The sequence below is a fragment of the Psychromonas sp. KJ10-10 genome (assembly GCF_047323245.1).
Lineage (GTDB): Bacteria > Pseudomonadota > Gammaproteobacteria > Enterobacterales > Psychromonadaceae > Psychromonas.
In genome coordinates this window covers 1,818,136-1,840,081 of sequence record NZ_CP178826.1, presented here as the reverse complement: position 1 = coordinate 1,840,081, position 21,946 = coordinate 1,818,136, and the positions used below count along the sequence as shown (strand labels likewise).

16 protein-coding genes and 3 pseudogenes are annotated in these 21,946 nt (G+C 36.2%); 5 read left to right on the top strand and 14 right to left on the bottom strand.

The genetic code is table 11. The features are described from left to right. Positions 1-78 precede the first annotated feature (78 nt). The 13 genes and pseudogenes from ACLKMH_RS10470 to uxaC form a co-directional block, all read right to left on the bottom strand. Positions 79-729, bottom strand: coding sequence for a cupin domain-containing protein (locus ACLKMH_RS10470; RefSeq protein ID WP_413701914.1), 651 nt, complete (start codon positions 727-729; stop codon positions 79-81). A gap of 68 nt (positions 730-797) precedes the next feature. Continuing rightward, positions 798-2,129, bottom strand: a pseudogene (gene deoA, locus ACLKMH_RS10465) (thymidine phosphorylase). An 80-nt stretch (positions 2,130-2,209) separates the two neighbouring features. Beyond that, positions 2,210-2,988 (bottom strand): annotated as a pseudogene (gene deoC / locus ACLKMH_RS10460) (deoxyribose-phosphate aldolase). A gap of 125 nt (positions 2,989-3,113) precedes the next feature. Beyond that, positions 3,114-4,054 (bottom strand): annotated as a pseudogene (locus ACLKMH_RS10455) (LysR substrate-binding domain-containing protein). Between the two features lie 78 nt (positions 4,055-4,132). After that, entirely contained in the window at positions 4,133-4,357 is a 225-nt protein-coding gene (locus ACLKMH_RS10450; RefSeq protein ID WP_413701913.1) for a hypothetical protein, read from the bottom strand. 1 nt (position 4,358) lies between these two features. Continuing rightward, positions 4,359-5,360 (bottom strand): D-galactonate dehydratase family protein, encoded by a 1,002-nt coding sequence (locus tag ACLKMH_RS10445; RefSeq protein WP_413701912.1) that lies wholly within the window; start codon positions 5,358-5,360, stop codon positions 4,359-4,361. 298 nt (positions 5,361-5,658) lie between these two features. Next, the gene (locus ACLKMH_RS10440) at positions 5,659-7,215 is read right to left on the bottom strand and encodes a hypothetical protein (protein ID WP_413701911.1); all 1,557 of its coding nucleotides are present in this window, start codon (positions 7,213-7,215) and stop codon (positions 5,659-5,661) included. Positions 7,216-7,274: 59 nt separating this feature from the next. Beyond that, positions 7,275-8,159 (bottom strand): carbohydrate ABC transporter permease, encoded by an 885-nt coding sequence (locus ACLKMH_RS10435; protein WP_413701910.1) that lies wholly within the window; start codon positions 8,157-8,159, stop codon positions 7,275-7,277. A gap of 10 nt (positions 8,160-8,169) precedes the next feature. After that, positions 8,170-9,084 (bottom strand): ABC transporter permease, encoded by a 915-nt coding sequence (locus ACLKMH_RS10430; protein WP_413701909.1) that lies wholly within the window; start codon positions 9,082-9,084, stop codon positions 8,170-8,172. Positions 9,085-9,099: 15 nt separating this feature from the next. Continuing rightward, positions 9,100-10,203, bottom strand: coding sequence for an ABC transporter ATP-binding protein (locus tag ACLKMH_RS10425; RefSeq protein WP_413701908.1), 1,104 nt, complete (start codon positions 10,201-10,203; stop codon positions 9,100-9,102). A 1,084-nt stretch (positions 10,204-11,287) separates the two neighbouring features. Then, positions 11,288-11,776, bottom strand: coding sequence for a hypothetical protein (locus ACLKMH_RS10420; RefSeq protein ID WP_413701907.1), 489 nt, complete (start codon positions 11,774-11,776; stop codon positions 11,288-11,290). Then, on the bottom strand, positions 11,757-13,289 hold the full coding sequence (locus tag ACLKMH_RS10415; RefSeq protein WP_413701906.1) for a heparinase II/III family protein: 1,533 nt from the start codon (positions 13,287-13,289) through the stop codon (positions 11,757-11,759). The genes ACLKMH_RS10420 and ACLKMH_RS10415 overlap by 20 nt, the downstream gene beginning before the upstream one ends. A gap of 69 nt (positions 13,290-13,358) precedes the next feature. After that, a complete protein-coding gene (gene uxaC / locus ACLKMH_RS10410; RefSeq protein ID WP_413701905.1) occupies positions 13,359-14,765 on the bottom strand; it encodes a glucuronate isomerase in 1,407 nt (468 codons plus the stop codon). 685 nt (positions 14,766-15,450) lie between these two features. Here uxaC and glgC point away from each other — a divergent pair. Next, complete coding sequence (gene glgC / locus ACLKMH_RS10405; RefSeq protein WP_413701904.1) at positions 15,451-16,713, top strand: glucose-1-phosphate adenylyltransferase; 1,263 nt, start codon at positions 15,451-15,453, stop codon at positions 16,711-16,713. Positions 16,714-16,849: 136 nt separating this feature from the next. Here the strand turns inward: glgC and ACLKMH_RS10400 are convergent, their stop codons facing one another. Beyond that, positions 16,850-18,244, bottom strand: a complete 1,395-nt coding sequence (locus tag ACLKMH_RS10400; protein WP_413701903.1) for a ferric reductase-like transmembrane domain-containing protein — start codon at positions 18,242-18,244, stop codon at positions 16,850-16,852. Between the two features lie 392 nt (positions 18,245-18,636). On the opposite strand from ACLKMH_RS10400, the gene ACLKMH_RS10395 reads away from it, so the two are divergent. Genes ACLKMH_RS10395 through ACLKMH_RS10380 form a run of 4 tightly spaced genes read left to right on the top strand, consistent with a single transcriptional unit; the run spans position 18,637 to position 21,916 of the window. Next, complete coding sequence (locus tag ACLKMH_RS10395; protein WP_413701902.1) at positions 18,637-19,635, top strand: efflux RND transporter periplasmic adaptor subunit; 999 nt, start codon at positions 18,637-18,639, stop codon at positions 19,633-19,635. Then, positions 19,613-19,963 (top strand): hypothetical protein, encoded by a 351-nt coding sequence (locus tag ACLKMH_RS10390; RefSeq protein WP_413701901.1) that lies wholly within the window; start codon positions 19,613-19,615, stop codon positions 19,961-19,963. The genes ACLKMH_RS10395 and ACLKMH_RS10390 overlap by 23 nt, the downstream gene beginning before the upstream one ends. Beyond that, positions 19,960-20,751, top strand: coding sequence for an efflux RND transporter permease subunit (locus tag ACLKMH_RS10385; protein ID WP_413701900.1), 792 nt, complete (start codon positions 19,960-19,962; stop codon positions 20,749-20,751). The genes ACLKMH_RS10390 and ACLKMH_RS10385 overlap by 4 nt, the downstream gene beginning before the upstream one ends. After that, positions 20,717-21,916, top strand: a complete 1,200-nt coding sequence (locus ACLKMH_RS10380) for an efflux RND transporter permease subunit (protein ID WP_413701899.1) — start codon at positions 20,717-20,719, stop codon at positions 21,914-21,916. The genes ACLKMH_RS10385 and ACLKMH_RS10380 overlap by 35 nt, the downstream gene beginning before the upstream one ends. Positions 21,917-21,946 lie beyond the last annotated feature (30 nt).

The following is a 21,946-nucleotide window of genomic DNA, read 5'->3' as shown; positions in this document are numbered from 1 at the left end:
TTATCACAAAAGTATCCCAGCTGTTATTAATTGCTATTTATTCGTTTTGTGGCAATTACTCTTGGGATCTGGCTCAGCTTACAGAGGAAGATGTCCAGTCTTGACTAAAATAACAGTTTCTTGTTTGACAAAGGGAAGGTGTTCACTCATGTGTGGGCTTCTGATCCAAGTATTTTTTGGGTAAGCACCGAATTCATCTTCAAACTGCCCCGATAAAACTAAAATCTCTTCGCCACCAAAATGTCTATGTGCTTGAAATGTTTCATTTTCAGGCCATTTTACTAAGGCAACATTTTCATGCTCAAAGTTATGCAAAGGCATTACTTTTAAACCACCAATACCTTGAAGCCATTTGTTTTCATTAGTATTAATACAAACTGATTTTAAATCCTGCGAATTAAATTGGTTTAATTTAACAAAAATAACACAGCCTTCACGACTGAAAGGCGAGTGTTTACTTCCTGGAGGATTTCGTAGATAACTACCTTTTGGGTAATCTCCTCTTTCATCGGAAAATACACCTTCTAAAACAAATATTTCTTCGCCTAATGGATGATTGTGTTGTGTAAAAGATGAACCCGGTGCATAGCTAACAATGCTAGTCACATGCCCCACTTGCAAATCAGATCGTGCAAGTGGTTTTCGTAATACCCCCTGCGAAGGACTATTAACCCATTCTAAGTGATTACTATCAATCACCACTCGTTTCGTGAAATCCATATTTAACATAGTATTTTTTCCTACTCTAAAACAGCTTTCACAAAACTAGCATATTGAGCATTAAGTTAAAAAAGCCGTTAAACATCCTCAAAACGAATAATTCGATAAACATCTGGCGTAGCTTGGTAAGCTGTGTTTGTTACTGAGATTGCAGATAATAATGCATCGGCAGCCTTCCTGCCATTGTTGTTCGTCGCGAGCATGTATTCTAGCCAAAGGTTTTTGTAAATCAACTTCTTCACCTAGACAAATAAATTGATCAAAACCAACCACGTAATCAATTTCATCCGTTGCAACTCTTCGACCACCACCCATACTGACTACCGCCATGCCAATTGCTCTGGTATCCATAGCAGTTATAATACCACTTTGAGAAGCATATACCGATTTAACAATAGGTGCTTTTTCTAAATATTGATCATAACTTGCGATAAAATCTTTTGGGCCACCTAATCCAGCGACCATTTTACCAAAGCATTCAGCGGCTTTACCATTATCAAGCACGGCTTGTAATTTTTCTCTCGCTTCAGTTTCATCCTTAGCAAGATGCCCTAATACCAACATTTCTGAACAGAGTGCCATAGTGATATTTAACAAACGCGGGTTTCTATATTCGCCAGTTAAAAATTGTACAGCTTCTTTTACTTCTAATGCATTACCAGCAGATGAAGCAAGCACTTGATTCATATCTGTTAAAATTGCGGTGGTTTTTGTTCCTGCACCATTTGCCACTGCAACAATTGATTTAGCAAGTTGTTCCGATGCTTCGTAGGTTGGCATAAATGCCCCCGAACCAACTTTGACATCCATTACCAATGATTCCAAACCAGCGACTAATTTTTTAGATAAAATAGAAGAAGTGATCAGTGAAATGCTATCAACTGTGGCGGTGATATCACGTGTTGCATAAACACGTTTATCGGCAGGTGCTAAATCACCAGTTTGACCAATAATCGCCACCCCAGAATCTTTAGTAACCTGCCCAAATAAATCATTATTAGGAGTAATATTATACCCAGGAATCGATTCAAGTTTGTCTAATGTACCACCCGTATGCCCTAAGCCTCGGCCTGAAATCATTGGTACAAAACCACCACAAGCGACAACCATTGGACCTAACATTAATGAAGTAACATCACCAACCCCACCCGTTGAATGTTTATCAACAATAGGCCCAGAAAAATTCATATGATCCCAATTAATTACCATGCCGGAATCTCGCATCGCACAGGTTAACGCAATACGTTCGGGCATGGTCATTTCATTAAAAAAATTGCCATTGCAAAGGCGCCAATTTGGCTTTCTGCGATTGTATTATCAGCAACGCCTTGAATGAAAAATTTAATTTCTTCATCACTTAATACTAGCCCATCACGCTTTTTACGAATTATTTCTTGAGGTAAATACATAGAACTCTCCTGGCAGACTTTAAGTTTAATAACCTAAAGCCTATTTAAATATCATTATAGAATTGTTGAGGGACTATTTTTTAGTAAGCAGAGGCATCTACTTTTTCATCGGAAATTTCTAAGGTATTCAATAAACTCGTTAATAGGCTTGAGGCACCAAAACGATAATGCATTTTATCTGCCCACTCACTACCTAAAATGTTATCTGCCATTGCTAAATATTGAGTCGCATCTTCACTTGTTTTAACACCACCTGCAGGTTTAAAACCAACATATTGAGCAACCCCCATATCGCGGATCACGGTTAACATAATTTCTGCCGCTTCAGGTGTCGCATTAACAGGTACTTTACCTGTAGATGTTTTTATAAAATCAGCGCCAGCTTCAATAGCAAGTTCAGAGGCACGTTTGATTAACGCAGATTCTTTTAGTTCACCGGTTTCGATGATCACTTTAAGGGTTATATCACCACAAGCGACCTTACATTCTTTAACTAATTCAAAACCTACTTCCTCATTTCCTGCAATTAATGCGCGATAAGGAAAAACCACATCCACTTCATCTGCACCATAGGCAATAGCAGACTTTAGTTTCAGCAACTGCAATATCGATATCATCATTGCCATGGGGAAAATTAGTCACAGTAGCAACACGAATTTCCGGAGTTCCTGTGCAGCCTAATGTTTTTTTAGCAATCGGCACAAAGCGAGGGTAGATGCAGACAGCGAGCAGTATTACCAACAGATGTTTTTGCATTCGCACACAACTCAATGACTTTTTGATCCGTATCGTCATCATTCAAAGTAGTTAAATCCATTAATTTTAGTGCACGTAGGGTCGCATTTTTTAAATCAGACATTGATTGCTCCAGATATATTGTATTTATTAAGATATTTAGAGGAATTAGTTTACGCCGATAAAAATCGCAATATATAGGATTTTAAAAAAACATTGTTGCCATATGGAAAAAATGCAAGCTAGGTGTTAACGATGTTTAAGAAAGGGAGCTAAGGCTTGATCCCAATAGGTAGGATAACCAATACTTTCTTTTAAAAATTGAATGACAGCATTGAGTCGCTCGGGCAAATGTTTTTTACGCGGATAAACAGCATAAACAGGCATCTCTAAATTTGCTTTCCAGTCAGGTAACAATTGTACTAATTGTCCTTTTTCGATTTCATCGGATAATAAATAGGTGGCAATATAACCGACGCCGTGATTTGCAATCACTGCATCCCGTACAGCTTCAGAAAGATCTACACGATAATTGCCAGAAACATGAATGTTTAACTGTTCTTTATTTTTATTAAAGGGCCAATCACTATAATCACGAAAACTACTGTGGTAAGTCACACAGTTATGACTCAACAAATCTTTAGGATGTAATATTTGAGGGTGTTTTTTGATGTATTGAGGAGAAGCTCGCTAATACAAAATTTCCATCTGCAACGCGCTGTGCAATATAACCTTCGTTTATATTTTCATAGGTGGTGATCCAGAGATGAATATCTTCATCTAACATATCAATTTTTCTATCTGTTAGGGTAATTTCAAAATTTAGATCTGGGTATTTATCCTGCAATTTATCCAAAACCGGCAATACATGTAAAGTGCCAAAGGAACGTGATAAAGCTAGGCGAATTGTGCCCGACATCTGAGTGGTTGCATCCATCATAGCCACATCAGCATTTTGCATCGCCCGATAAACTTGCTCACAATATTGAGAAAACTCAAGACCCGCATCGGTTAAGGTTAAACTACGTGTGGTACGTTGTACTAATTGAACATTAAGCTGTTGTTCTAATTGGGTAATTTGTTTACTGATATGAGAAGTCGAAACACCTAATCTTTCTGCAGACTTTTGTAAAACTACCACTGACTTTTAGAATATGTAAAATCAGCATTTGATTAGCTCTATTATGCATTGGCGACTTCTCTCTCGGCAAAAAACCATATTACAAAATTACCAATCGACAAACTAGCAAAATCATAAATTGGTATTTTTAATAGTTCCACATCGTCCCATCTTCTAAACGAGTTACTGGATGATAACCACGTTTATAACTATAACGTTCAGCTTCACTTTCATCAAAATCAACACCTAATCCTGGCGCGTCACTGATATAAAACATACCATCTTTGTAATAATGATCTGAAGGAAATAACGCATCACACTCTGCTGTACCTAACACTAAATATTCTTGAATGCCAAAGTTAGGCGCCCACACATTAAGATGCCCTTGCAGCCGCCATTGAAATTGGAGAGTGGCTTGGCGCACCATGAAAACCGGTTCTGATATGATGCAACCCAGCTAATTCAACAATACGTTTTACATGTGTAATACCACCACCATAAGTTACTGAAATACGGATAAAATCAATTAACTCTTCTTCAATCAATTGCTTACAATCCCAAAGAGAATTAAAAACTTCACCAATTGCAATAGGTGCGGTTGAATGTTGCCTGATTAATTTTAATGCATTTTGATCTTCTGCTGGCGTGGGATCTTCCAGCCAAAATAAGTTGTACTTTTCAACAGATTTAGCAAAAGCGTAGACTTCGCGAGGCGTTAAACGGTGATGAACATCATGTAACACTTTTAGATCTGGGCCAAAACGTTCACGAATTGTTGCAAAAACCGTTGGCATATATTGTAAATATTTTTCAGTATCCCAAACTTCTTCCTTTGGTACGGCGCCAGTAAAATCGGTAATAAAATGTTTAGAGTCTTCTCCCTCTCTTGAAACACCGTACCCTCCTTTTGGCATATTGGGAATACCACATTGGATACGCACTGCTTTGTATCCTTGGGCTTGATAATTTTCTATAGATTCTAATAAATCCTCTAAATCATTACCGGTTGCGTGAGCATAAACCAAAGTGGCTTCGCGACTTTTTCCACCAAATAATTGATAAACAGGTAAACCAGCAATTTTTCCTTTGATATCCCAAAGCGCCATATCAATTGCGCCAATAGTCGCCATAGCAATTGGGCCTCGTCTAAAATAAGCACCACGATAGAAATATTGCCAAATATCCTCACTATTTCGAGGGTCCATCCCAATTAAACAGGGGATTAAATAATCTTGTAAATATTGAGCGGGTAAGGTTTCACGATTATTAAGAGTGGCATCACCAAGCCCATATATACCTTGATCTGTCATAATTTTTAAGGTGACATAGTTTTTACCTGGCCCACCAACAAAAACTTCTGCACTGGTTATTTTCATAGTAACTCTCTTGTTAACTTGTTTCTTATCATTAAATTTCAAGCTGATAGAGATGACGATATTTGATGAAATGATGTGTTCAAAATATGAATGTAAACAATATTAAAATAATGATTGAAGGACTTATGCATTCATTTTTTGAATTGAGTAATACCAATTGGTCTTAAATCAGTTATTTAAAAATCTAACAATAAAGAAGTTTATTTGTAAAAGAAAATAGCCCCAATACATTGGGGCTAAAATTATAAGTTTGTTACACCATTCAATTTATAAGCGAAGGGTGTATTAACTAAACAAACTATTTGTATTGACGATCGTAAGCAGAGTTCATTACTTTCATCACTTTGTCGTAACCTAAACGATTAACTTGAGAAATGTAGTCATCCCAATCTTTGTTAATGTCTTTAGTACCAAGTACCCAAGCTTGTTGTTTTTCTAACATATACGTAAGAAGTGAAGGCCAGTATTTATCAAATACAGCTTTTTCTTTCGCATTAAATGTTACACCTAGGAACTCTTCAACTAAGTAATCGCCTTGTCCGTATAACTCAATACCTTCAAGTGCAAATTCATTAGACCATTGTTTCTCGTAAGAGTAATCTTGAGGGAAACCACGTTGAATTTGTGCACCAACAGCCCACATTTGTGCATTTACTGGTGTATCACTATTCAAGACTTCAGGTTTAAATTGAGCTTTACCATCAACTAAATCAAAATGTACGCCTTCTACACCAAAGTTAGCTAGATTACGGCCTTTTTCTGTGAACCAAAAATCGAAGTATTTGATTGACGCAATTGGATCTTTATTTGTGTAAGACAATGCCCAACCATCTGGTTTCACAGGAGTACGTCTGTTTTCTTCAATACGTTTTCCTGAAATTGATGCAGGTGGAACAAAGGCTTTAAAGCTAAAACCAGGTACTTTATCAGCAAGAGAAACATTATAACCCGCTGTAGATGCGAACCAGTCATGTGTCATACCACCAAGGTCATTCGATAATAGGTATTCTCTTGAACGGCTACCACGAGTGAATACTTCTGCATCGATTAGACCTTCAGCGTACCATTTAGAAAGGTTGCTGATACCTGTTTTGTAGCCTTCACCAACGTAACCGTGCTTAACCATACCGTCTTCTGTATAGAAATCATGGTAAGAATCTGAACCACTTGTACGGCCATCCCAAAGCGTTACAAGACGTAACATTTCTTCAAATTGACGAGCAAAGAAAGGTACTTCATCTTTTTTACCATTACCGTTTGGATCGTTATCACGGAAAGCAACAAGTACTTTGTATAACTCATCAACATTTTCAGGTGCTTTTAGATTTAGTTTTTTCAACCAATCGTCACGAACGAAATAAGCGCGTGCGAACTCACCATCAGGTAAGTAAGGAATATAATACACATTACCATCAGCAGCTTTAATAGAATTCCATGTTGATGGATTTGCATCAAAAAATGCTTTTATATGTGGAGCATGCTCTTCAATGAGTTTATTAAGCGGTAAGAAAGCACCTTCAGGTCCGTATTGATTAACGTTAGGTTTCATGCTTGAACCGCCAACGATATCAGGGAAATCACCAGAAGCTAGTAATAAGTTAAATGCTTCTTGACTTTTGTTCGTTGCTGAAGAAGCAACATTATTTAAACTAACACCCGTCAATTTAGCGGCTTCTTTCTCAACTAACCACTCATTATTATAAACATACTTTTTAGTATGCAAATGAATTGATAATTCAAGTGGTTTATCAGTTACTTTATAATCCTGATCCGGAGTGTCAGCTAAAACCGGACTAGAGATTGCAAAAGTAGATGCAACGACTGCCGCAACAGTTGAAAACTTTAATATACGCATTGTTATTTCCTTTTGGTTAATTACATGTGTTATTTGCTGTTTTACAAGTTGAGAAGAGATCATTCCTTAACCCCTCCCATCATGATGCCTTTGTTGAAATATTTTTGAATCCATGGGTAAACAAGTAGCACTGGAATGATTGAACATACCATGATCGTCGCACTTACCGTTTCGAATGAATAAACCGACTCAATTAACGAGCTAGCAAATTCATCATCATCACTTAACGTGGTGATCGTTTGACGAAGAAAAACTTGTAATGGAATTTTTTCGTCATCTCTCAATAGAACCATTGCCCAGAAGAAACCGTTCCAACGAGATACAATACAAAATAGAGTAATAGTTGCTATAGCCGGTTTTGCTAATGGCACAAACACTTTCCATAATACTTGGAACTCATTAGCACCATCCATACGAGCGACCTCTTCAAAAGACTTTGGAATAGCTTCAAAGAAGTTTCTAAGTAAGATAATGTTGAATGCATTAACGGCAAAACCAATAATGATACCGAAATAGCTATCTAATAAACCAAGGTCACGCATATTAAGGAAGAATGGAATCATCCCTGCGTTAAACCACATTGTGAATGCAATTGCTAGATTCCAGAATCGACGACCAATAAGTTGAGGTCTTGATAAGGCATAAGAGCCAGGAATAACAATTAACAAACTAACAATCGTACCGCCAACGGTGTAGATGAATGTGTTCTTATAAGAGATCCAGAACATTGGTTCAGCTAATACCATTTCATAGGCGACAAGGGTCATTTCAACCGGGGTCAAGACAACCTGACCCGATGTTGCGATAAATCCAGAGCTTAATGAAAGTGCTGATATATATATAAAGGGATATAACGTGCTTAGTGTAAACATGGCAATTAAGAACATGTTCATGTAAACAAACATTTTATCGTCGCGAGAATAAAGATTCATATTCATTTGCATGGTGTATCTCCTACCACAAAGAGGTTTTAGAATAACGTTTACTAATGGTGTTGGCAGTCATCACGAGGATAAAGGCAACTACAGCATTAAATAAACCGGCGATGACAGCTAAGTCATATTGGCCAGCCTGCAGACCTTGGCGGTATATAAAGGTACTGATAACATCGGCAGTCTCATAAGTCGCTGGTTGATATAGTAAGATGATCATTTCAAATCCTACTTCTAACAAGTTACCTATTTTGATGATTAACATGATCAATACAGTTGGTAAAATACATGGAATAGTTATTTTCCACATCATTTGCCAACGAGATGCACCATCAACTACTGCTGATTCATACAATGATGGATTTACACCCGCCATCGCGACTAAGAATACGATTGAACTAAAACCAGACTCTTGCCAGATGCTTGAACCAATGAATATTGGTTTAAACCACTCTGGTTTTGTCAGGAAGTAAATAGGATCAACACCAACCATACCCAACAGTAAATTAACGACACCAGAAGAAGGTGAAAAGGCTGTTATCACCATACCTGCTACAATTACCGTTGAAATAAAGTGTGGTAAATAAACGATAGTTTGTGATGTTCTTTTGAATTTCGGGTTTAATATTTCATTAAACATTAATGCCAGTAAAATAGGCACTGGAAATCCAATAAGTAAACTCAAACTACTAATTGTTAAAGTATTACCGATTGCTCGTATAAATTGGTCATTGCCAAATAAGGTTTCAAAATGTTCAAAACCAACCCATGGGCTTCCAACGATACCTTTAAAAACACTATAGTCTTTAAATGCAATTTGTAATCCATACATAGGTTTGTATAGGAAAACCACGATCCAAATAATAGCAGGGGCAAGCATTAAATATATTTGCCACTCCCGCCGCATATGTCTAATAAACCATTTAAACTTATCCATGTTATTTATCCTTCCTTAAGCATTGCTTGGGTGGCCAAGAGCCATACCTGATTCATGATCAAAAACTGTAATGCGATTAACAGGGAAATAAATAGTGTTAATGCCTTCAAGATGAGTCACTTGACCATGAGTTTCCGCTTTAATAACAAAGGTTGTGTTATGTACATGTGAGTGAATTAAAGCTTCAGAACCTAGCGTTTCAATTAAATCAATTTCAACTGGTACAGCTGTTGATTCGTTATCTTGCTTCTCAATTTGTACATGCTCTGGTCTAAGACCTAAAACAACTTTTTTACCTACGTAATCAGCGATGTTTTTGATTTCAGGTAGTTTGACTTTCGCTTCACCAATTTGAGCAAAGAAGTCATCGCCTTCTTTTATTAAATCAGCATCGATTTGGTTCATTGGTGGTGAACCGATAAAGCTAGCAACAAAGGTATTAATAGGGAAATTGAACAGATCCATTGGTGTACCAACTTGCTCAATTCGCCCATCTCGCATAACAACAATACGATCAGCTAGTGTCATTGCTTCTGTTTGGTCATGGGTAACATAAATACTGGTAACACCAAGACGCTTATGCAAACGTTTAATTTCAGCACGCATTTGCGTACGTAATTTTGCATCTAGGTTAGAAAGAGGTTCATCAAATAGGAAAACTTTAGGATGACGAACAATCGCACGTCCCATTGCAACACGTTGACGTTGACCACCAGAAAGATCCGCAGGCTTTCTTTCAAGGTAATCATCTAAACCAAGTATCGCAGATACTTCTTCAATAGATTTAGCAATTTCGTCTTTTGGTGTTTTACGAATTTTTAATCCGAATGCCATGTTTTCAGCAACGTTCAGATGTGGGTAAAGTGCGTAGTTTTGGAAAACCATCGCAACATCACGATCTTTTGGTGCGATTTCATTAACAACACGCTCTTCAATTTTTACTTCACCACCAGAAATCTCTTCTAGGCCGGCAACCATTCTTAATGTTGTTGATTTACCACAACCAGATGGGCCAACTAATACAACAAATTCCTGTGATTGAACTTCTAAATCAATACCGTGTACAACAGTTGTTTTACCGTATGATTTAACAATTTTCTCAAGTATTACCCTTGACATATAACCTCCATATTAACCTCTAGTAAACCTTTGTATCTCTACAACTGGCTATCTTTAAATAAAAATTCACTTTTCTTAGTATCATCCATTTGCCGACTGCAATATGAAATGATGCTAAGAATACAATCTTATGCAGTCACTTTTTATGCACTGCTTTAGAAACGATTGATTCCAGTATTGTCCCTGAGAAAGCGTCAGTTAATTTGTCTTACAAACACACTTAAAGCTTACTTAGTATTCCTTTACTCTCCTCTAATCAACCCTTAAAAATTAAACAAAATTAACTTTCGTTCAACTTAGCTAAGGTTTGGGAGAACAATACACTTCGCTGATTTGGAATAATAGAGCGGACATACTGATTACAGGATAGAGCTCCCATTTTCATAGCAATTCTGATTTCTAAATGTGAAGAGAGCCCTTTTATTGAAAAAATATTATTAAATAATACAAATTAGCAACAAAAATGCTTGACAGAAAAAAATACAATATAACACACTGAAAATTAAGAGGTTAAATTAAGACGCAAAATATCTTGTTATATTTAATGACTAGATAGAATTAAATTTCAGATAAATATTGGCTAATGGAAACACAAAAAAAGTTCAACAGTAAGAAAATTTAAAGGCGGTTTTGGTAGGATTTAAACTCGATTATTAGCGCTCAAATAGAGTATCTAAAAAGTAAAAAAATAGTGTTTCTAGCACTTTAATTTGTATTTTCTATAATCCGATAGAAAGCAATTTCAAACTAATTTTAATTGCTAAAATGATACTAACCAAGATTACATTTAGTACTACAATAGTAATAATGTTGCTAATTTCATATTATTCAAACCATTATAAAATGATATTCTCATACAAGTAAGCTTCATTTGTTAATAGTAAAAATCGATATAAAAAACAAAAGTTATAAATAATTTATATAAAAGAAGTGTAGCGCAACTTTTTTAAAGTACCTTCGCAATGTGATGAAATGTGATTTTGATTCGCATTTTAATCCGAACAGGAGTCTTTGATCATTGATAAAATGGGATGAGGTAAACCTTCCACCTAAACATGATTAGATGGAAGTTTAAAAGTGGGAGCTATAAATGAGTGTTCACAAGGCCTGTTTCAAAATTCACCGATATTATTTTTTGCACTGCTAAATACATGTATTCAATCCTTAACGTTTCACCTTGCCATTGAATTGCCAATAGTTGGTAACTTTCGGATAAGTCATGCAAAACAACATTTTTTAAGACTTTTTGTTGGTCGCGTAGTAACAGATAACTTAAATTGGAAGTGGCAGGATTATCAGGAGCCATTCCTAATAACCAACTATCTGCTCCGTCACAATACATATACTGTTGATATAAAGAATCTTGTTTTACATCGTATTTAAAAGTGTCAATGGTTTTGCTTATTTCTAAATTTCGACAGTCTATCATGCGGGCAAGAGGCCCTATTAGCGGTGAATCAATAAGCTCACTACTCATTTCAGAAATCAGTCGCCCTCTTGTATGCCAAGTTAAGTCTAATTGCTGTTGATGAGGATTATTAATTTGATTAATTTCAATAAGCGAGATCTCCAAGCCAAAGCATAGAGCGCCTGAATTGAATATCTTTATAATCAGCCTCATTCCAGTGAACCAGCGTATGGCTATCAACAGTCGCAATTGGCAAACTCCAATCTACTAAGGTATCAACAAAGGTAAAGTCTTGGCTTTGATGATAATGCAATACTGTTGGATTAGCTGGCGATTGATTACTTTGATTAACCACTAAGGTATTGTGTGTTGAACTGTTTTTATAATAACCATAATGAAGTTCTGCGCCATAACCCGATGTTCCTAAATCAGGCAAGATCTCCTTTCCATTTTTGATTAAGGTTAAACCTAAACGATCATAATGGTCATGTTCCCCACCATATAAGGAATGCTTTAACACCATCTGATTTTGACTACTTTGATCATGCAACATGGTAATGCCAACAATAGGAAAGTGTACATTTTGTGCCTTTAATGGTGGCATAACTGGCAAATTTTCTACACCGTATAACAATGCATCAATATTATCTCGGCTTATATTTTGATATACGCTAGCTAAGGCAGAAGCAAAAATGGGCTCTTTAAATTCACTATATGCAAATTCAAAAATATGCGACTCAGTTATTTTTTCTTGCCCGGCCACACAATCGTTCATACGCGGAAAATCCCCTGTAAGAAGTACTAACTGCAAAGGAAAAGTAAGCATTGTGTAATAGTTTGGATTTGAGCGCACTGAATATGTCGTATTTCGTGCTAATTTTTCATAAGCCAATAAAGCTTGCAAGGCATAATAATGATAATGGACAGAGCCTTCAAACCAAAACCCCTCCCCTTTTAAACCATGATCTAACTGATAATGCGACCCATATTGAGTGTTTAAAGCAAACTCAATATAAGCTTCATCCTCTAAAACTAAACCAATGACTCCAATGGTTGAGTTGATTTTCATTTCGTGATTATGCAATTGCTTTGTTCTATGTGCCATCAAAAAGTCAGCACCTTCACGAAGCAAGCGAGTTTCAATGTATTCTCGCGCCTGAGAAGTTAAATCATCTTTGATAAAATCATAACCCAAAGCAAAATCTAAATGGCAGTTTGCTTCGCAGAGAGTTTGAGCATTAGCTTTCCCAGGGCCATTGTAGGGAATACCACCATGGGGTTCATAATCAGGATAATATTTTGCATATTCTAATAAAATATTTTCTACCTTATTAAAATAAACTTCCTCACCTGTTAGCTTCCATAATAAACCTAACTGATTACAGGCTTTGGCATTTAAACCATTCAGCCATCGCCACCAAGCACCATCGAAGGGTTCACCGGTAAACACTTTGCCATCAACAGGACAACAATGTTGCAGAGGTTTATCTCTATCCCAAGTTAATCTAACGCCATGATCAGGACAAAAGTAATAATGATTCCAAGTCGCTCTATTATCCGGTGGGACCAAAATATCACTGGATAATACTGTTTTATTTTCATCAATAATCGCTTGGATCATTTCCTTGCTTGCGCGGGACTTAATAGAAGAAAATTGTTGTTGGTTAAACTGTAACATTAAAATACCTTATAATTTATGCTCGCTGATATCGACTCAAATACCAATCGTAATAATTAAGAAATGTGCTTATAAGGCAAAATACTGTTTAGCATTCTTATAACAAATGCCTTCAACGGTATTTTTCAATAATTCCTCATCATTTGGTAGCTCCCCTTCTTCCACCCACTGACCAAGCAAGTTACATAGGATTCGTCTGAAATACTCATGTCTAGGCATTGATAATAAGCTACGAGAATCCGTTAACATACCAACAAAACGCCCCAAAACGCCTAAATTACCCAACATTTTTAATTGGCTGAGCATGCCTTCCTTTTGATCGTTAAACCACCAAGCAGAGCCAAACTGAACTTTGCCAGGCACTGAGTCGCTATCTTGATAAGCGCCAATTAAGGATGCCACAATGGCGTTATCTCTTGGGTTAAGACAATAAATAATAGTTTTAGGTAAGTGATGCCCATAATCTAAATCACTCAATAAGTTACCAAGATTCATGGCAAAGGTCTTATCATCAATAGCACTCATTCCCGTGGCGCCACCAATTTCCTCAAAACGACGTTTATTGGGATCTTGTAACACACCAATATGGATTTGCATTGCCCAACCTAGTTGCTGATTTTTCATGCCGTAATACTGGAATATTTGTGTTTTGAAAATATCAGCTTCCTGTTCATTAATAGTCTGCCCTGCTAAAACTTTACGAAACACCAGATCGGCATCAGCGACTGTACAATCAACATAAGGCACTACTTTAATACCAATATCGGAAAGACGGCATCCATTTTCATGGAAATAATCAAAACGTAATGCAAGTGAAGTAAATAAATCCTGTATCGAGGTAATTTGTGTATTTGTTTTAGTTGATAACAGGTTGATCCAACCTAAAAACTTTTCACTTTTTTCAATATAAAAAAGATCATCAGCTCTAAAAGTAGGTAATACTTTTATTTCAAAGCCTTCTTCAGCCAGTGCTTTATGATGTTCTAAATCACTTAAAGGGTCATCCGTGGTACATAGAGATTCGACATTCATTCGTCTTAATAAATTACGCGCACTAAACTCGGGTTTTGCTAGTTGATCATGGCAAGACTCCCAAATAACGTCTGCATTTTTTTTATTGATAAATAAATCAATATCGAAATAACGTTGCAACTCTAAGTGAGTCCAATGTAAAAGAGGATTACCAATTAAATACGGCATGGTTTCACACCATTTATCAAAGCGTTCACGCTCAGAGGCATCACCAGTAATAAAGCGCTCTTCTATGCCATTACTTCGCATTGCTCGCCACTTATAATGATCGTGACCTAACCAAGCTTCTGTGATCGATGAAAAATTAATATCTTCATTAATTTCCTGTGCACTTAAATGATTATGGTAATCAATAATAGGAAGTGTTTTAGCGTAGCAATGATATAAGTGCTGAGCAGTCTTGTTGCGTAAAAGAAAATTTTCACCTATAAATTGTTCCGTCATATTAACTCCATCCTTAATAAAATAAAAAGCCACTAACCTTAGGGTTTAATCCACAATTCAGGTGCCCCTAAGTCACTTGTTAAATTGTATTATAATATAATAGCTCAGTTTATATTAAGATTGAAATCACAATTCTTCATTTTTAAACCAACGTTTCATTTAACCAACAAGTAATCAAAGTCTTATTAATTTATACCCATTTAGTTTGCAAGCCTATCATGGCCAAAATTTATATAGAAAAAGATATTGCCAAAAAATGTTCACAATTAGCTTTAAATTATTTGAATCTTTTATCTTTATTTTTGTCTTATTAGCCTGTTGAAATACCCCTTTAAAGGTATGTAATCGTTCAATTAATAACCACTTAAATAATTGATTAATACCAGTAATTAGATTCACTTTAATAATTTGTGATAGGACTCTCTGTCCTTTAATTATCAGGGGGAACTATATGATCTAGTTAACGTGTTTGTAGTCACTTATTATTTATAATGCAGGCGTGGGTTAACCATGTTCAACATAGTAACTCTTAATTAATTTTTAATTTGATATTAGCTAGTAACACTCATTAAAACTGAATAGTTAATATATTTTTTAACTTCGTAAAATATTAGAAATAATAGCCACCTATAATAAAAAGTTTAGCAATTGCATTCTTTTCAAAAACTATTCTCTGGAGATTTATATGGCCCAAAATACAGATAGACATATTAGTAATCTAACTAAAGATACTTATGCGCTCGTTTTAGCTGGAGGCCGAGGAAGCCGATTGTTTGAACTAACCGATTCACGCGCAAAACCCGCCGTCTATTTTGGTGGTAAATTCCGTATTATCGATTTTCCATTATCAAACTGTATCAATTCAGGAATTAATCGCGTGGGTATTGCAACGCAATACAAATCTCACTCATTGATTCGCCACATTAGCCGTGGTTGGGGAAGCTTTAAAGCAAAGGAATTCGTTGAGGTTTTACCAGCGTCACAACAAAACGGTGAAGATTGGTATGTAGGTACCGCCGATGCGGTATATCAAAATATGGAGATAATCAAATCCCATGATCCTAAATATGTATTAATTTTATCTGGTGATCATGTATATCGTATGGATTACGGTACTCTAATTGCAGAACATGTTGCTAATAAAGCAAATATGACAGTCTGTTGTTTGAAAGTAGATACACAGGAAGCCGCTGGTAGCTTTGGTGTTATGACAGTTGATGAAGGCGACAAAGTTGTTGCTTTTGATGAAAAACCAGCACAGCCAAATGAAATACCAGGTTCACCTGGTCAATGTTTAGCTTCAATGGGTAATTACCTGTTTGATGCAGACTTTTTATTTGAACAACTTTCAAGAGATGACAAAACGGAAGGCTCAACGCATGACTTTGGTCATGATATTATTCCTTCGATCATTAAAGAACATAACGTTTTTGCTTATGCCTTTAAAGATCCTGATAGTGAAAACCAACCTTACTGGCGCGATGTAGGTACTTTAGATTCTTTTTGGGAAGCTAACATGGAACTGGTTTCTCCAAAGCCACAACTTAATTTATATGATAAATCATGGCCAGTTTGGACTTATCAAGAGCAATTACCTCCGGCTAAATTTATTTTTGATAATGACGAACGTCGAGGTATGGCAGTTGATTCAACCGTATCTGGAGGTTGTATCATCTCTGGTTCTACTATTCGTAAGTCATTATTATACTCAAGTGTACACGCACACTCTTATAGCTTAATTGAAGAATCAGTGTTGTTACATGGGAGCCATGTTGGCGAACGTTGTAAGTTAAAACGTGTTATTTTAGACAGTAAATGTAATGTGCCAGCAGGCTTAACCATTGGTTACGATAAAGAACAGGATATCGCAAATGGTTTTCGAGTAACTGAAAATGGCGTTACTTTAGTGACTAGACAAATGCTTGCTGAATTAGCTAAAAAACAATAAAGCATAAATACACTCAACCACACCGATATCGGTGCGGTTGAGATTTCCCTTCAATGTTCCAAGTTTATTACTTTATTTTAGTGATCAAGTAAAAGCATTGCTCGCTTTATACCTGGCTATAATAACCCCTTCTTATTTAACGCATCTTAAATAATTCATTATGAAATCTATTTTCGGATAACCCTAAGGTTGCAAAACGTTCCTGTAAACTTTTTGCAAAAGCATTTGGCCCGCAGAACCAGACATCTGCTTTTTTCCAAGCACTAACCTTTTCACAGATCTTTTCTGCAGTTAAAAAACCATCAACATTGGTATCTATCAGATGAAAATTAATATTTGCCTGTTTTGCTAAAGTTTGAATTTGCTCAATAAACAAAGGATCAGGGCATTGTGTACAATAAAATAAATCTGCTGTTTTAGATTGTGGCGAAAGTACTAAACTTTCCATTTGCGCAGTGAATGCGGCAATGCCAATTCCTCCCGCTACCCATATTTGATGCTGTGTTTCTGATTTAAAATTAAACTGCCCATAGGGACCTTCAATCATGACGTCATCATTTATCTTTAAATTATTATTAAGATTGTTTGTAAAATCACCAATAGCTTTAATCTGGAAACGAATTTTACCATTGTCATTCATTACTGATGCAATAGTAAAAGGATGTGCTTCTTCTCCCACAAATTTTACAAAAGCAAACTGTCCGGGATGATGACCTTGCCATTTTTTATCGGTATTGATGGTTATATCTAGAACACGATTCTCAGCATAAAAATTAAATGTTTCGACTTTGCCTTGCACTTTATTTTTCTTACCAATTTGCCCAGTAAGACTATAAATAGCCGCAATTGATCCCATCGTCATAAACGTCGCAACAAGCCAACCTATTGGTTCCGACCAATAATTGAAATCTGTTAATATGGCCGCATGAAAGACAAAAACTAGATAAACTACCGACATAACTTTATGTGTATTTAAAAACTTTGAATAACGAATAGAATCTACCAGTGCAATAACCATTAGAATAATCAGTAAATAAAAACCCCATTCACCGATTAATTCTGCAGAGTGGCGTAAACCACCAAAAATACTTTCAATCGTTATTGCGTCAGGTGCACTTTGCCCAGATGCGCCTATACCGGCACCATTTTGCAGGCCTTGGCCCATCATTTCGCCTGCACCTAGGCCACCACCTCGCACAGGTTTATCTAATATACCTAAGCCAACCATATATTTTGTTACTTTTGCCCAAAACCAATGGACTATAACAAACACTAAACTGCCGATGCCCAACCACTTATGCAATCGGTAGGATTTATCTAAACCCTGCGTTAATTTTTCAACAAAGCTTAGACGTAACGCCAATATCATCAATATGCTCATTGCAGATATCGCCATGATACCGCTGTATTGAACTACAAAGACTCTAATTGAAAAATATGACCAAGTTAATGGTTCAAAGTTTACCGATATTGCCCATAACAGGGTGACAACGACAAAAGTCGCTAGGATGATTGATTTAATGCGCTTCATGTTATTTCCTTGCAAGACTTAGATGTGCATTTTTATATCAAATAGACACAATTAAATAGTGGTTAATAAAAAGATTAGAACATTTTATTTTGTCAGAAATATGCCTAAAAAGAGAAAGATTGTAATTATCTATGTCAATACATTGCTTTGACACATTTAGACATAACTAGCTTTAAAAATTATTCATTAAATTTTAAAACAATAAAAAATAATAAATAACAACTATTAATCAGACACTTAACAACGACCACCATTCATAGTCATTTAACTTATATATTTATATTTCTCATAAAACCGATGTGATCACATAAATTTTAAATAATTATACTACTTAACTTGTATTATTAATTAGATCGATCTAAATTAGATAAAACTTACTTAAAGGTGACAATATGACGGTTAAATTTAGTTGGACAAAAAGGTTATTATGGGTACCTCCTATTTTATTAGGCCTATTAGCATTATTTCTTGCACCATCAATAAAACAAAAACCGCCACAAACAGACAAGGTAGCAACACCTAAACTGGTTAGAGTGATGCCTGTCGTACCACGTATCATCCAACCCACAGCTTCAGGATATGGTTATATTCAACCCGCTAGCGAATGGCAGGTACAATCTGAATTATCAGGCACAATTAGTTGGATTGCGGATAATTTATCCTCAGGCGCTATTATGAAAAAAGGTGAAGTCGTATTAAAAATTGATCCTGCACCTTTTTTACTAACAAAGGCGCAATTAGATGCTCAACTTGAAGTTGCCGCCTTAAAAGATGAAACCATCCAATCTTCATTACAAATTGCGCAACAAGATTTTCAATTACAAAGTGCTGAACTTGCTAGGTTTGAAAGTCTCAACAGTACAGGCAGTATCTCTAAAACTGACCTCGATGCGAGTAAACGCCAACTTCTAAATAGCCAGCAACAATTACAAACTTTAAAAAATAGTTTATTGATCAATCAAGCTGAAAAGAAAGTCATCACCAGTCAGCTAGATGTTGTCGCGCTTGATTTAGAAAAAACAACTCTACGAGCGCCCTTTGATATTCGTTTAACTGAGGTCAATATCGGCATTGCTGAATACATTAATCGTGGTGAATTATTGCTTAAAGCCGATGGGCTAGAAGCGGTAGAAGTTAGCGCGCAATTCCCTATTGGTAAAATGCGCCCCTTAAGAAAATCAGTAAAAAATGATGCTTTAAGTAATAATCTACATGCTGATTTACAAGCAACCGTTGAGTTACAAGCGACCGACAGGATCATTAGTTGGCCAGCAGTTGTTGATAGAACAGGTGCATTATTAGATGTACAAACACAAAGCCAAAGTATCGTGGTTAATATTCCTACTCCTTATCAACAAGCCACACCTGGTGAACGCCCCTTTAGTGCGTAATACTTTTGTAAAAGTTACCCTAAAAGCCCCCGTTTTAACTGAGCAAATACTTTTACCTGTGACAGCTATTCATGACAATAAGATCTATACCCTTGATCAAGATAGTAAGCTTGTTATAAAACCTGTTGAAATTGATTTTATACAGCAACAGATTGCTGTTATCGGTTCAGGTTTAGAACTCGGCGATAAAGTCATATTAAGTCCCCTATCTCCTGCTATTGAAGGCATGAAATTGAAGCCACAACAGGATCTAAAAACGATAAATTGGTTAGAACAAACCACTGGCTTCAAAGATGAGAAAACTAACAAAGAAAAGGCGCTTTTATGATCGCTTATTTTGCAAAACATCCCACCGCCGCCAATGTGATTATGTTTGCTATTTTATTACTTGGTGTACTTTCTCTGCCACAATTACAAAGAGATACATTTCCGGTTACACCAACAAAAAACGTAGAAATACGTGTAAGTTACCCTGGCGCCTCACCTCAAGAAGTCGCACAAGAAATTTGTGAGCCTCTTGAAGAAGCCTTAGACAGCTTAAGTGGGATCAGTGAATTACAATGTGACGCAAGAGAAAATATAGCTATCGCAAACGCAGAAATGTCATCAGGGGAAAACATTGATAGTTTTACCACAGACATTCAACAACAAATAAATTCAATCAGCGTTTTTCCAGATCGTGTTGAACAAATTAGTGTTACTAAATTAAATCGAACAGCGACCATTGCTAGCATCGCAATCACAGGTAATATGTCAGCTTACGATTTATATCTTTATGCTCAAGAAGTTAAACAACGATTTAAAAATCATCCTTCTATTGCGCAAGTATCTTTAAAAGGATTTTCCAGCCAAGAAATTGAAATTCGTGTTTCCGATTGGTTATTAAAACAATACGATATCAGCATTTCTGATTTAAGTAGGCTAGTAGAGCAACAAAGCATTAGCTTACCAGCCGGGCTGTTAACCAATCAATTAGAGCAAGCTAATGTTCGTTTTGATCAAAAAAACACAAGTGAACAAGCATTTAAAGACAGCATCATAAAAAGTAGTGAAGGCGGTACGCAATTACTGCTTGGTGACATTGCTATTATTCAGCGAAGAATTTACCCTAGCTGAAGACAAAATATTATTTAATGGTGAACGGGTCGCATTATTAGAAGTATCTAAAAATTATAATCAAGATTCCTTAAAAATACGAGATGTTATCCAGACACTACTAGAAAAAGAACAAGCTATTGCCCCTGAGGGTTTATCTCTTAATATTACTCAAGATGTCAGTGTTAATATCAAGGAACGTTTACGCATTTTAACCAGTAATGGTCTGCAAGGTTTAGCCTTAGTGTTTTTGGTCATGTGGGCCTTTTTTAATATTCGGTTTAGCTTTTGGGTTGCCATGGGTTTACCTGTTTCCTTTCTGGGTTCAATTTTTGTCATGAACTTACTGGGTTACTCACTTAATATGATGACCATGGTGGGATTAATTGTTGCTATTGGATTATTAATGGATGACTCATTAGTGATCGCAGAAAATATTGCGACTAAACGTCAATCAGGCATGTCTACAATTAATGCTTCCATTCAAGGCACAAAAGAAGTTTTTCCAGGAGTGATTGCATCCTTTGCTACAACCATGATCATTATTGGTCCACTGATGTTTTTGAGTGGCAAAATGGGGGATATTTTACGTTACATTCCTATCATTTTATTGATCACTTTATTGGTCAGTTTAATTGAAGCTTTCTTTATTTTACCCGCTCACCTATCACACAGCCACTTAAATACACCGAGTAATAAAGTGCGTACTTGGTTTATTCAATTATTCGAAGGTTTACGTGATAAGTTTATTTTACCTATTGCACGTAAAGCAATGAAGTCACCCTATTTGAGTTTAGGTTCTTTATTAATGGTAGTGCTTATCTCTAGCGCAACCATTCCATCGGGATTACTTAAATTCAAAGCTATGCCGTCCCTAGAAAGTGACACCTTACAGGCCCGCGTATTTTTACCTCAGGGAAGCTTACTTAATCAAACTGAAGAAGCAGTCGACAAGATAACCGCGACTTTATTTGAAATAAACAGCGAATATCAAGCACGTTTTCCAGATTCTGAACCACTCCTTAATAGCCATTCTGTTTTATATAACGTTAATGTAGATGCCTTAGAATCAGGACCTCACTTAGCAACCGTCAGTGCAGACCTGTTACCTGCTCAATATAGAAAAGTAAGCATTAAAGCATTAATACAAGACTGGAAAAAAAGGTCGGTCCAATTGCCGATGTGATCGCACTTAATTTCACTGATAAAGAGCGAG

Bases quoted from the DNA above. Each gene is read 5' to 3' on its own strand.
- ACLKMH_RS10470 (WP_413701914.1), bottom strand. From the start codon at position 729: ATGTTAAATATGGATTTCACGAAACGAGTGGTGATTGATAGTAATCAC.
- ACLKMH_RS10445 (WP_413701912.1), bottom strand. From the start codon at position 5,360: ATGAAAATAACCAGTGCAGAAGTTTTTGTTGGTGGGCCAGGTAAAAAC.
- ACLKMH_RS10440 (WP_413701911.1), bottom strand. From the start codon at position 7,215: ATGCGTATATTAAAGTTTTCAACTGTTGCGGCAGTCGTTGCATCTACT.
- ACLKMH_RS10435 (WP_413701910.1), bottom strand. From the start codon at position 8,159: ATGCAAATGAATATGAATCTTTATTCTCGCGACGATAAAATGTTTGTT.
- ACLKMH_RS10430 (WP_413701909.1), bottom strand. From the start codon at position 9,084: ATGGATAAGTTTAAATGGTTTATTAGACATATGCGGCGGGAGTGGCAA.
- ACLKMH_RS10425 (WP_413701908.1), bottom strand. From the start codon at position 10,203: ATGTCAAGGGTAATACTTGAGAAAATTGTTAAATCATACGGTAAAACA.
- ACLKMH_RS10415 (WP_413701906.1), bottom strand. From the start codon at position 13,289: ATGTTACAGTTTAACCAACAACAATTTTCTTCTATTAAGTCCCGCGCA.
- uxaC (WP_413701905.1), bottom strand. From the start codon at position 14,765: ATGACGGAACAATTTATAGGTGAAAATTTTCTTTTACGCAACAAGACT.
- glgC (WP_413701904.1), top strand. From the start codon at position 15,451: ATGGCCCAAAATACAGATAGACATATTAGTAATCTAACTAAAGATACT.
- ACLKMH_RS10400 (WP_413701903.1), bottom strand. From the start codon at position 18,244: ATGAAGCGCATTAAATCAATCATCCTAGCGACTTTTGTCGTTGTCACC.
- ACLKMH_RS10395 (WP_413701902.1), top strand. From the start codon at position 18,637: ATGACGGTTAAATTTAGTTGGACAAAAAGGTTATTATGGGTACCTCCT.
- ACLKMH_RS10385 (WP_413701900.1), top strand. From the start codon at position 19,960: ATGATCGCTTATTTTGCAAAACATCCCACCGCCGCCAATGTGATTATG.